A 12,515-nucleotide genomic window follows, 5' to 3' on the forward strand; every position below is an offset into this window, starting at 1 on the left:
CACCATATTGTGAGCTTTTAGCATCCACTAATAAAACTTGCCACCCATTTCTTCATCTTTTCCCATCCTTCTATTCCCATTGTTTAACTCAGAAAGTTAAGCACAATAAAAACTCCGATTGCTTATACACAATCGGAGTTTCGCCAAAAATAAACAGACGTTATCTATTCGGCATCGTAAGCGATGCCCACGTGTTTTCAAGCCACTTATTAAAGTCGGTGCCCATTTCTCCTTCATACGTATCGTATACATCAAGTCTCATTTTTTTAAATTTCTCTTCAAATTCTTTAAACGTATGATCTTCTGGCAAACTTTTCTTAATTCGTAACATGATTTTCTTAACGCCTTTAATCGCTTCACTTTTTTTCTTCGGTGGTAATTGAACATCTTCGCCCATTTTTTTAAGCTGACGGAAAGCAGCTTCTTGCACTTTATACACGTTATCGGTCATCATGATACGCGTCAGCAACTTAACGGTTTGTTCGTTTTTCCACTGTCCTAACTCTTCAACAGTATCTAAACGTTCTCTCCAATTAGACGTTCGATTGGCTGATTTTTTTAATTCTTTAAAATGTGAAGGTAACTCACTTTTTGCTTCTTTATTATTCAAATGATATAATCCCCTTCTATTTCAACATCTTTTTGATAAAGTGACACTTCACTCCAACTTGTATTGTACCATGATCTGTTGAAACACGTACTCTTTTTCAACGTTTTACACTTCAATAATGATCGGTACAATCATGGGCCGTCTTTTTGTTTCCGTATATAAAAATTTCCCGACCGATTCTTTTACGCTTTTTTTGATCACCTTCCATTGGTTTACTTTTGTTCCTTCTAAATTGTGAACGGTCGTTGTCACGAGTTGATTCACGTCATGTAAAAGCTCTTCCGAATGGCGAGCATGGACAAATCCACGAGAAATTGTATCCGGACCCGAAACAATTTTGCCTTCCGTTTTACTGAGATGAATCACAATGATGAGCATCCCTTCCTCAGATAGTTGTTTTCGGTCACGTAACACAATATTTCCAACATCCCCAATGCCCAATCCATCTACAAAAATGTTTCCTGAAGGTATTTTCCTTGTCTGACGGGCCACTGCGTTATGAATATCAACCACATCCCCATTATTCACAATAAAAATGTTCTCTTGCTCCACTCCAACAGATTCGGCTAATAAGCGGTGCTGATGCAGCATTCTGTATTCACCATGAACGGGAATAAAGTATTTTGGTTTCATTAACGTAAGCATTAATTTTAGTTCTTCTTGACTCGCATGTCCGGAAACGTGCATACCCGTTACACTTCCCGATCCGTAGATTACTTTCGCTCCGAGAAGAAATAAATTATCGATAATCCGTGCAACGTTCCGTTCATTCCCTGGTATTGGGCTTGAAGATAATATAACCGTATCTCCCGGCACAATTTCTACTTGCCGATATTTCGAACTAGATAGACGGGATAAAGCAGCCATTGGCTCCCCTTGACTTCCGGTACAAAGAATCGCCACCCTCTCTGGCGCCATTTGATTCACTTCATTTGCGTCAATTAACATTCCATCCGGAATCGTTAAATAACCGAGTTCTAATGCAACCGATACGACGTTCACCATACTTCGGCCGAGCAAAGCAAGCTTTCGATTTGTCTTTATCGCAGCATCTACGACTTGCTGGACACGATGAACGTTTGATGCGAAAGTGGAGATAAACACCTTCCCATGAGCTTTATTGAATGCCTCTTCAATATGCTCGCCCACAAACCTTTCGGATGGCGTAAACCCCGGACGTTCCGCATTCGTGCTTTCTGATAAGAGAGCTAACACACCATTTTTACCGAGGTTGGCCATTTTATGAATATCTGGATATTGATCATTTACCGGCGTTAAATCGAACTTGAAGTCACCTGTATGGACGACTGTCCCTTCAGGTGTATGAAAAGCAATGCCCAGACAATCGGGGATACTATGGTTTGTTTTAAAAAAAGTTAAACGAGTCATTCCTAACTCCAGACTCGAATCGGAGTCAATCGTGATAAGCTGTGTTTCCCGAAGAAGTCCATGTTCTTTAAGCTTCACTTCAATTAAACCTAACGTTAATCGTGTTGCATATATGGGCATTTTTAATTGTTTTAATATGTATGGGATGGCCCCTATATGATCTTCATGTCCATGCGTCACAACTAAAGCCCGAATCTTCTCCTTATTTTCTTGTAAGTAAGTAATATCCGGGATAATCAAATCAATGCCTAATAAACTTTCGTCTGGAAATTTAGACCCACAGTCGATGACCACAATATCATCTGCATATTGTACCGCATACATATTTTTCCCAACTTCATTAACGCCACCTAAAGCAACGATTGATAATGTATTTTCTGCCTCATTCACATTCGATTCCTCCCACTTTACATCATTATGCAAAGTGTGCCCTTTTAACGTCCTTTTATTCTTGACCGACACGTTTTGCTCACGCTACGGCAAAAGAACTGTATTCTCGCTAAGATAAAATAAAAAAGGTTGTCTCAAGTAACTTTTGAGACAACCTTCTTGAATGTAAAACGTTACGTTATTTAACAATAAACACTTCGCACTTCGCTTTTTGGACGACATGATGGCTCACGCTGCCTAAGAATAGCTCTTTTACTCCGCCCAATCCCCGGCTGCCCATGACAATAAGATCTACATTATTATTTTCTGCAAATTCTTCGATCTTCTGTGCTGGATTTCCGTCTATAATAAATGTTTCGGTCTTATTCGGTATGTTTTTCAATTTTTCTTCTACTTCTTTCATCATGTCCCTTGCTACTTCAAGATTCGCTTCATGCGCCGTATCAGCTATTGCCCCATAATTATATATCGAGGCTACAGGTCGAGGAATAACCGTAATCACGTTTAATTCGACTTTTTCATCTTGTTTTGCTAGAATAATTGCTCTTTCCAATGCTTGTTTACTCAATTCTGACCCATCATAAGCAACGACAACTTTTGATATTACGGATAACATAAAGAACACTCCTTTTAAATGAACAATGAATTTATCTTTATCTTAAACGTAATGATAGATTTAAGTCAATTGATTATTCAGATTATTTCGTTTTTAAAACTACTAACTATATTTCTAGATATAAGAAACGGTCCCCTTTTTGCCGGCTGTCTGCAAGGATTTACCTATACAAAATAAAAAAAGGCCACTGCATTAAGCAGTGAACCCCTACTTATTTTTAAAAATTAAGAAGATATAATGAACTCAATTGCGAGGTTAAGGAAAAATATCGTATGGACCGCCGCAAAAATAAGTCCTTGTTTATTTAAACGCTTTGTCAATACTCGATCCATATCAATCACTCCTTAAGTAGTTTGTAAATATATCATACTACATGTTCACAAAAAATTCAAAACTTTTTTACATATTTATCACAAAAATATAAAAAAGTAGTGATTGTCGCTCTTTTGAACATATAAATTTATCTCCGTTTTCTTCATATATTTGTTTTTACTAGTAGAACAAACTATACCAGTTACTCCCTAAATCATACTATATATTGCAAGGGTTAGTTTAACCTCGCAACTTTACGAAAGGAGGAAATAATGATGGGTTGCAGATGTAACGGCCGGGATCATAGAAAGAAAAAATGTTGGAGCTGGAGCAGTACAAACGATTGTAAAACGATTTGGTTCAATCCAGATTGTGGCGATATCCGCAGAAAAGATTGTGATGACGAACGACACCGCAGAGACGATCGTGATGACGAACGACACCACAGAAGCGATCGTGATGACGATAGACACCGCAGAGACGATCGTGATGACAACAATAAAAGACTTTGGAACAGCATTAGATGGTAAAGGTTTGCCTTGATCTAGTACTGGATCAAGGCTTTTTTAAGTGGCAGCTAAACTTATTATATGCACGAATGAAGAAGATCTGACTAAAAAATGAATATAGGCTGCAGTCTTTTTACATTAAAACGCACAAGCATTCAAAACTGAACCTCCATCATCTTCCCAGCAACATATCTCACATATTTCATCAATGTCTCTTAATTCTTCGCCACAACACGGACAAACATATTTCACAACGTCACCCCCACTAATAAGATATTCCAACCTACTCCGCTAGTTGAATGTCCAGTTTCAGATAGCCCGGGATCGATTTTTCCTGTATAGAGGCCTTCTAACGTTATACTTGTATAGTTAGATAAAATCATGGATAATAGTTCGCTAGAGAGGTGGAAATTATGAATAACGTATTGCATAAAGGACAAAGTTTTTTCAATAAATATGTTGGTTTTTTCTTTGTAGCTGTCGTTCTTTTTTGGATGAAAACATATATCGTTCAATTAACACAGTTTGAATTAGGGATTGAAAATTCTATTCAAACGTTTTTATTATTCCTAAATCCTTTAGGGTCTTCTATATTATTCTTAGGCTTTGCTTTCTTCTTTAAAGGAAGAAAAAAGTATATTGGGCTGATTGTGATTGATTTCCTTTTATCATTTCTTTTATATGCCAATGTTCTGTATTACCGATTTTTTAATGATTTCATTACGTTACCTACTTTAACTCAGACACAAAATTTTGGTGATGTAAGTAGCAGTGTGGTTTCTCTTTTAAAACCATATGACATTCTATTCTTCATTGATCTAATTCTTTTGATCGTATTGCTTTCTTTTAAATTTGTAAAAATTGAAGTTAACAACATAAATCGACGAAAAGTTGCTACTATCTTTTTATTGAGCCTAGTTATTTCAGGAGCCAATTTAGCTTTAGCTGAGATGGATCGTCCTCAATTATTGACAAGGGGATTTGATCGAAACTATATCGTCAAATATTTAGGTATGTACAATTACACTATTTACGATGCTGTTCAGAGTACGCAGGCTTCTGCAAAAAGGGTATTGGCAGATAGCGACGATATTACAGAAGTTATTAACTTTACAAAATCTAACTATGCTGAGCCAAATCCGGTTTACTTTGGTGCCGGAAAAGGAATGAATGTTATTTATCTCCATCTTGAATCCATGCAAAATTTCCTTATCAATTACGAGTTACATGGAGAAGAAGTAACACCATTTTTAAATTCATTGACAAAGGAAGAACATACACTTTATTTTGATAATTTCTTTCATCAAACAGGGCAAGGTAAAACGGCTGATGCTGAATTTATGCTAGAAAATTCATTGTACGGATTACCACAAGGTGCAGCCTTTACAACAAAAGGGTTAAACACCTATCAGGCTGCTCCCGCTATTTTAGGTCAGGAAGGCTATACGTCTGCGGTGTTTCATCCGAATTCAGGAACCTTTTGGAATCGCAATGAAATTTATAAATCATTTGGATATAACAAGTTTTTTGATTCAAGCTACTATGAAATGAAGCGTGAAGATCTAGCCGATTATGGGCTAATGGACAAGCCGTTCTATGAGGAATCCGTTCCACTCTTGGAATCATTACCTCAACCGTTTTATTCAAAATTTATAACAGTGACGAATCACTATCCTTATCCGATTGATGAAGAAGATGCTTCCATAGCCCCGCATACAACAGGGGATAAATCTGTCGATACGTACTTCCAAACAGCTCGTTATGCAGATGAAGCGTTAAAGCAGTTCTTTACTTATCTAAAGGAATCTGGTTTATATGATCATTCCATTATTATTATGTACGGCGACCATTATGGAATTTCAGAAAACCATAATAAAGCAATGGAACAAGTTATTGGCAAAGAAATTACACCCTTTGAAAGTGCTGGCCTCCAACGAGTACCATTATTCATTCGTGTGCCTAGTGTAGAAGGCGGCGTTAACCACGAATACGGAGGACAAATAGATCTTCTTCCAACCCTTCTTCACTTGCTAGGCATTGATACAAAAGATAATGTACAATTTGGAACAGATTTATTATCTGAAAATCATGATTCACTTGTCCCATTCAGAAATGGTGACTTTGTCAGTCCAACGATTACATCTGTTAAGGATGAATTTTATGATTCAATTACAGGACTGCAACTGGAAGAAGATCAATTAGCTGATGCGAAAAAATATCAGGAAACCGCAAAACATAAATTAGCGCTTTCGGATCAAGTCGTGAATGGAGATTTATTACGATTCTACACCCCTGAAAACTTTACTCCTGTAGAGCGTTCACAATATAACTATAAAAACTCAGATGATAAAGAATCCAATGAATAAGAAAAATATACTTTATACCGTTTAAAGATGGACATGGTAATATGTTTGTACTAACACAATAGTAATCAAAATAACACAAAAGCCTGTAGACAATGTTTACAGGCTTTTTCATATAATTTTGATTAAGATAATTTGAAACATTTCATCATTATTTATGAATTTTTAGAGAAAGTGGCTTATTAATATGTTTGTACAAAAAGACAGTCGTTTTCCAGCCATTCAGCTATAAAAACATTTTTGAAATCAGAAATACCTTGGGATGTGAGCTGTATTTTTAACCAAGATTCATCAAAACCTAGATCATTTAGTTCATCCCATAAAACTTTACCGTCCCGTATAAGAGTAACAGGAACATAAACAGACTTTATCGGCATATTAAAATCTTCCTGAGTCGTTTTTTGATACTTCATCTTTTTTAAAATACTAATCGACCCGTTCGCCTCTAAATAACAAAAGGCTACTTCCCTGATGGAAAACGTTTCACTTTGTCGAAGTAAACTTTGCAACTGATTGAGATTCATCCGATTTTTTCTCAATTCCTCCCGATCTACTATCCCATTTTTAATGAGAGCAGACGGCTTCCCTTCAAATATGCCGCGAAATGCTAGAAATTTTTGTCCAAGATATTCGACTAAAAAGAGTAGAATGCCCCATAATGCCATAGAGTATATCATATAAAAGGCACCGATTTGACGGTCATATAGTGCATTTCCCAATAACTCTCCTAACACAATAGAGGAAATAAATGTGAAGGGTGTAATTTGATTAATAATTTTTTTCCCAACAAACTTGACGATTATAAAAAGAAGAAAAAAACCAATAATAAGTTCAATGGTTAGATACATAACTTTCATTTTATGAATACCCCCATTCACATTAAATAAATGTCCGATTGCTTCTTTCATTTTGATACAGCTGCAGCATCTGTCTTTTGAACTTATTCCAGTTTGTACAATGGCTTTGAATTTTATCCCACTAATTTAAAATAATAGCGATCACACCAAATAAAAAGAAACAGGCACCTTTACAGAAGGACACCCGTCGTTTGATCAATCTATTTTTTCGTTTGAAATCATGAAGACAGACCTCACAGGTGCGATGAGGTCTGTCAAGCTTGGTTAAGTACCGCAGTCGAAATATGCACCTAATATAGATGTGCCCAAATAAGAGAACTTTTAAACCTTTTTTCGTCTTAAAATCACGGTTTTTACGTTTACGGAAAAAGGAATTGAACGGTATCGTCCACTTTCTTTAACATCCCTTTATACGCTTCTTCCCCCACTTGGCCGACACTTCCAAAAAATAAATGTTCGACAGGTTCAATTCCACAGAAGTCAAAAATCCCTATATCCGATGTGACTTTTAACCCTGCCGTCATTCCCATCTTATCGTACGCTTCATTCGAATAATCATGTGTATTGATGATAAAGCCTTTCTTGCCTGTCAATAACTGAACGTTTCCTTCTACATCAGCAGAATAAGCAAAATCATAGGCAAACACACGGTCTACATATCCTTTTAAAATAGCAGGAAGGCCTGTCCACCAAATCGGATAAATAAAGGTAATGACATCGGCTTGGGTGATAAATGCTTGTTCCGTTTTAATATCTTCCGGTGTTTCCCCGACTTTCATCGCAGCTGTATCTTCTGGTTTCAATACAGGATAAAAATCCAGTGCATACAAATCACGCACCACTATCTCATGCCCATTTTTCTTTAATGCATGAACAGTCGTTTCCAAGATGGCATGATTAAAACTGTCAGCGTATGGATGTGCATAAACAATGAGATGATTCATTTCAAAAACCTCCTATTTTACTTGCATCTTACATCATATTATCAAAAATTACTCTATTAGATTAACTTGTCTTTCTTCCACTATTCTGTCTTTTAATTTTCCACAATGCTTTCACTAGAATCAGTATGCAAGATGATAGTAATCATTTTTTGTCACAATTTGACGAAGAAAAAGGATAGGTTTCCACTGTTTGTTATAGGATAATAAGGAAAACTACCTAGCATACTATCTCAATCACTATATATCTCTTTATTTGCCGGTGAATGGGTTCCGTTTCCATGTTATGTTTACTAAAGGATAGGAGTAATCGTATATGTCTACTGCATTTGATCACCTACAAACCTTTTTGTTAATTATTTTTTTCGTTTACTTTTGTTTCTCTATTTTTTTTAAATTCGTCGAAATGAAAGCGAATACATTAATGAATGAACTAATCATTGCGCTTGTCTCAGGGATTGCCATCGTTCTATGTATGACCTTTCCCATTACCTTCTCTACTGGATATAGCCTTAATTTCCTGCAAATCCCCTTGATCATTGGAGCACTCTATGGCGGGCGTAGGGTAACTGTTTTTTTAACTGTTATTCTAGTAACCTATCGACTCTTTTTAAATTCTCCCGATACGGATACGACCCTACTCATCTATTGTCTGTTACTTGTTTCATTATGGTATATCATTCCCTTGTTTAATAAGGCCGTTACGATGAGAATGAAAGTATTTTTAGCCCTATTAGCTTCTTTCTTTGGATTGTTTTCTAGGATAACAAAGTTCGTTTTATTGATGCCAGAAAACATCACCATGGATTATTTTATCATTTATATTGCTTCTTTCATCATTCAGCCGATTGGAATCTTATTTTTTGTCGTTTTTAACGAAAATTCAAGAAGAAATGCCATTCTATCTAAAGTAATAAGAAAGTTTGAAAAGCTAAAAACCGTTAGTGAACTTGCGGCGAGTATTTCCCACGAAGTAAGGAACCCCCTTACAGTAACAAGAGGATTTATTCAGCTATTGCGAGATCCCAATCTAACAGAGGAAGAAAAAAAATTGTACATTAACTTCTCCATGGAGGCATTAGATAAAGCAGAGGCAACGATTACCGATTACCTCACCTTCGCTAAACCTTCATTAGATCATGTAGAACGATTAGACTTAAAAAAGGAATTAGATTATATCGCTAATATCATCAATCCTTTTGCTGAGATTAACAATGTCATGATTGAATGTCAAAATGATATGAATATTTATATTACTGGGGGGAAACAGCAATTTCATCAGTGCCTGATCAATCTGATTAAAAATGGAATAGAATCAATGCCTGACGGTGGAAAGATGCACATTCATTTGCAGAAGATCAATGAGAAAGCAGTCATAACCGTAACGGATACAGGCATGGGGATGACAGATGAACAAATGGAACAGTTAGGAACACCATATTATACAACAAAAGTAAAAGGGACAGGTCTTGGCACGATGGTGATGTATAACAGTGTGAAAGCCATGCAAGGTGAAATTAAAGTAGAAAGCGAAGTAGGCAGGGGAACCCGCTTCTCTCTTTTTTTCCCAGTGACGGAACATTAACATTTAAAAGAAATACATTTTTTCAATTTTTAGAATGCATCCGTATTTTTGAAGCAACCGCATTAGGATGATCAATTTGAAAAATAACGTAGTCATACTTTGTATGCCTCTCCAACTCAATAATGACAAGTGGTTCCCAACGTTCATAAGATAAAAAATACCATTCATTTCGATACCTATAGCTGCCTTCATAAATATGCAATGGAGAAATGGATGTACCAGGCATCCGTAACATCCATAAAGGAGCATCGAAATAATCGACTGAAACATGCTTGATCATCTGATAAGACATGTGAATGCTTTGTTTCAAAGCGAAAAAAGCAGTGACACCGATAAGGTTTAACGTGAGTTCTTGTTCGCCAAACTTGACTTGTCTACCCATTTTTCTATCCCCCTCTTCTTCTACAACAGGGCTGTCCCAAGTCAGTTGTCATCGACTTGTGGGACAGTCCCATCTATGCTTCATTGTTCATACATATATAATTAAGAGATCGTTATTTAGGTTAGACGATAAAGAGCGAATGGCTCACCATAACGAAATGGATTGCTGATTTCATCCAATTTTTTTGTTACTTCTGAATCAAGATAAATGTCTATACTCTTCAAGTTATCTTCTAACTGATCGGTATGCGTAGCACCCACAATCACGGTCGAGACAGCGGGTCGATCCATGAGCCAAGCAAGTGACATTGCACTGGAAGTATGACCATGTTCCACTGCTAGTTTACTTACCTTTTCTCCTAGATTGATCGTTCTCTCCGCAAGAAATTTACGGAAATTGGGATCCGTATCCGCTCTCGAATGTACAGGCGTTTTATTCGTTAAGCTATACTTTCCACTTAAAATGCCGCCAGCTAACGGAAAATATGGGATGATTCCTACACCTTGGTCTACACATAACGGAATCAGTTCGTTTTCAGGTGTCCGATCTGCTAGAGAATAACTGGATTGGGTTGAAACGTAAGGACTATATCCTTTGCTTTCGCTGACACCGAGCGCTTTCATCAACTCCCACGCTGCATAATTAGATGCCCCAATATAACGAACCTTTCCTGAACGAACCATATCATCTAACGTACGTAACGTTTCGTCAAGCGGAGTATACGGATCAAATGTATGAATTTGATACAAATCAATATAATCTGTTTTTAAACGTCTAAGACTGTTTTCCAGCTCCTGTTGCAAATGATAGCGAGATGAACCACTTTCATTAGGTCCTCTTCCTTTCACTAAACCAGCTTTTGTCGCTAATACAACGTTCTGGCGCATTCCTCCGCTGAGAGCCTCTCCAATGATTCTTTCCGATTCGGCATTCGCATAAATATTAGCCGTGTCGATGAAATTAATACCGCTCCCTAGCGCTTGATGGATGATCTTTATGGACGTGTCTTGATCAGCCCGTTTCCCAAACGCATTTGTTCCGAGTCCCAATACCGATACTTCAAGTCCACTCTTTCCGAGACGACGATAGTTCATCATGATCTGCTCCTTTCTAAAAAAATGGATGATTCTCTAGCTTTCTTTCCCTATACATGCGAAAGAGAACATTCATATTTAATCACACTTCCATTGTACAAGAGCCGTTCCTTTTATGCACTTTTGCCGTATTCTCCTCATAATGTTAAAAGCTTGGTGTTTTAAAACGAATGTTTTTTTCTGATGAAATAGACACGTTTATCGATAAACGAAAAAACACCTTAATCCCATTTTGGATTAAGGCATTTCTTATTTAAGAATATAGATATACAGGTAATACGAGTGATAGACCATTAAGTTCGAATCCCATCACGATCATTATACATGCAGATAAAGTGCAACTTCATCCCCCATTGAATAAACAGGAACTCAGGTAAAGAACGCCGCGTCCTGCGGCAATACCTAAGTGACCGGCTTCAGCCGGCCCGAACCAATCGGGCCTTTACGGGCAGTTGATCCCCTACTTACCCTTCTTTTCTTTTCGAAGTCTTGAAGAAGGGGTCTTACTGCCCGTTAATGCGGGTTAAATCCGTCCCATTTTTGAGTTCTCATCTTGGTGCTCTGACAACATCAATGAGTCTCAAACTGCTACCCGGATCGACGGACAATTAGTCTGATTGTTTGCATTCAGGCAAACAGAACGCCACGCATTAATCCTACTTAATTATTTATCTAAATAAGATGCGATAAGTGCGGCCGCTCCCGCGATTGCAAATATTAATAACAGCGGAAAAGAGGAAGGAAGATAGTAATAAAGAGCTACAATGATAATAGAAGACCATATCCCTACACACCAATGACAAGTAAGTAACGTTCCAATCCAATAGCGTAACCCTGAACCTTTAATTTCGATGTTGTGAGTGATTTCCATGTTGTCATCATAATCAGTAGTAATCGTTAAAAATGGGGCACGTATAAACGAGGTAATTTCATCATACATAATTAGGCGGGTAAAACGAAACGCAGCCAAAATTAAAATAACAAGATGAATCCACGAAATTTCCATCATTTTATTTGACTCCCTATTTTGAAGTTACTTTTAGATAATGCCGAAAATATCAATTTGACTGGGCAAACAACTCAGGACTTTTAATTCGTTTTTGAAAGTTCTGATGTAACAGGCTCCATTTTTTAGTGTATCGGATTTTTAAAATAATGCTAGATAGGACAAACATACAGTCATTATTCTAATATTTTCATTTAATGGTTAATAGAAGCGAATTTGCTTTTAAAATCAGAATAATTTAATGGAAGGAAGACGAACATGAATAATGAAGAACTGCAAGCTTTAATGAAAGAACGGGTAGAAAAAATGCAGGAGATAATCAATGCCGCTAAAAAAGAACAAGCAAAACAATGTGAAGGAGTAAATGAGACAGAACAAGATGCAGTAATACAGCAAGGACCGTGTCCTGATTGTGATAATACCGTAGATTTTTGTATTGATATCGTAATCCCTGCTCCGTT

Annotated in this window: 11 protein-coding genes; 3 read left to right on the plus strand and 8 right to left on the minus strand. The window is 36.9% G+C overall.

Annotated features, from left to right (window positions below; all coding sequences use genetic code 11):
- Nucleotides 1-160 precede the first annotated feature (160 nt).
- The 3 genes from BLL40_RS07265 to BLL40_RS07275 all read right to left on the minus strand — a co-directional run bounded on the left by BLL40_RS07265 (nucleotide 161) and on the right by BLL40_RS07275 (nucleotide 3,005).
- On the minus strand, nucleotides 161-610 hold the full coding sequence (locus BLL40_RS07265) for a HEAT repeat domain-containing protein (RefSeq protein WP_073711235.1): 450 nt from the start codon (nucleotides 608-610) through the stop codon (nucleotides 161-163).
- Between the two features lie 105 nt (nucleotides 611-715).
- The gene (locus tag BLL40_RS07270; protein ID WP_073711236.1) at nucleotides 716-2,389 is read right to left on the minus strand and encodes a ribonuclease J; all 1,674 of its coding nucleotides are present in this window, start codon (nucleotides 2,387-2,389) and stop codon (nucleotides 716-718) included.
- A 178-nt stretch (nucleotides 2,390-2,567) separates the two neighbouring features.
- Nucleotides 2,568-3,005, minus strand: a complete 438-nt coding sequence (locus BLL40_RS07275) for a universal stress protein (protein ID WP_073711237.1) — start codon at nucleotides 3,003-3,005, stop codon at nucleotides 2,568-2,570.
- Between the two features lie 1,234 nt (nucleotides 3,006-4,239).
- Here BLL40_RS07275 and ltaS point away from each other — a divergent pair.
- A complete protein-coding gene (gene ltaS / locus BLL40_RS07280) occupies nucleotides 4,240-6,192 on the plus strand; it encodes a lipoteichoic acid synthase (protein ID WP_073711238.1) in 1,953 nt (650 codons plus the stop codon).
- A 179-nt stretch (nucleotides 6,193-6,371) separates the two neighbouring features.
- On the opposite strand, the gene BLL40_RS07285 is transcribed toward ltaS, so the two are convergent.
- The gene (locus BLL40_RS07285) at nucleotides 6,372-7,046 is read right to left on the minus strand and encodes a DUF421 domain-containing protein (protein ID WP_073711239.1); all 675 of its coding nucleotides are present in this window, start codon (nucleotides 7,044-7,046) and stop codon (nucleotides 6,372-6,374) included.
- A gap of 359 nt (nucleotides 7,047-7,405) precedes the next feature.
- A complete protein-coding gene (locus BLL40_RS07290) occupies nucleotides 7,406-7,990 on the minus strand; it encodes an NAD(P)H-dependent oxidoreductase (protein WP_073711240.1) in 585 nt (194 codons plus the stop codon).
- Nucleotides 7,991-8,303: 313 nt separating this feature from the next.
- On the opposite strand from BLL40_RS07290, the gene BLL40_RS07295 reads away from it, so the two are divergent.
- Nucleotides 8,304-9,572: an ATP-binding protein gene (locus BLL40_RS07295; protein ID WP_073711241.1), complete on the plus strand. Its 1,269-nt coding sequence runs from the start codon at nucleotides 8,304-8,306 to the stop codon at nucleotides 9,570-9,572.
- 22 nt (nucleotides 9,573-9,594) lie between these two features.
- Here BLL40_RS07295 and BLL40_RS07300 read toward each other — a convergent pair whose 3' ends face one another.
- The 3 genes from BLL40_RS07300 to BLL40_RS07310 form a co-directional block, all read right to left on the minus strand.
- Nucleotides 9,595-9,954: a hypothetical protein gene (locus BLL40_RS07300; protein ID WP_073711242.1), complete on the minus strand. Its 360-nt coding sequence runs from the start codon at nucleotides 9,952-9,954 to the stop codon at nucleotides 9,595-9,597.
- Between the two features lie 116 nt (nucleotides 9,955-10,070).
- Nucleotides 10,071-11,048: an aldo/keto reductase gene (locus BLL40_RS07305; RefSeq protein ID WP_073711243.1), complete on the minus strand. Its 978-nt coding sequence runs from the start codon at nucleotides 11,046-11,048 to the stop codon at nucleotides 10,071-10,073.
- Between the two features lie 664 nt (nucleotides 11,049-11,712).
- The gene (locus BLL40_RS07310) at nucleotides 11,713-12,057 is read right to left on the minus strand and encodes a DUF1360 domain-containing protein (protein WP_073711244.1); all 345 of its coding nucleotides are present in this window, start codon (nucleotides 12,055-12,057) and stop codon (nucleotides 11,713-11,715) included.
- A 255-nt stretch (nucleotides 12,058-12,312) separates the two neighbouring features.
- Between BLL40_RS07310 and BLL40_RS07315 the strand changes: the two genes are divergently transcribed.
- The coding region (locus tag BLL40_RS07315; RefSeq protein ID WP_143180097.1) for a hypothetical protein at nucleotides 12,313-12,515 on the plus strand (203 nt) is incomplete at its 3' end.

This window comes from Domibacillus mangrovi (assembly GCF_001906925.1).
GTDB classification, from domain to species: domain Bacteria; phylum Bacillota; class Bacilli; order Bacillales; family Domibacillaceae; genus Domibacillus; species Domibacillus mangrovi.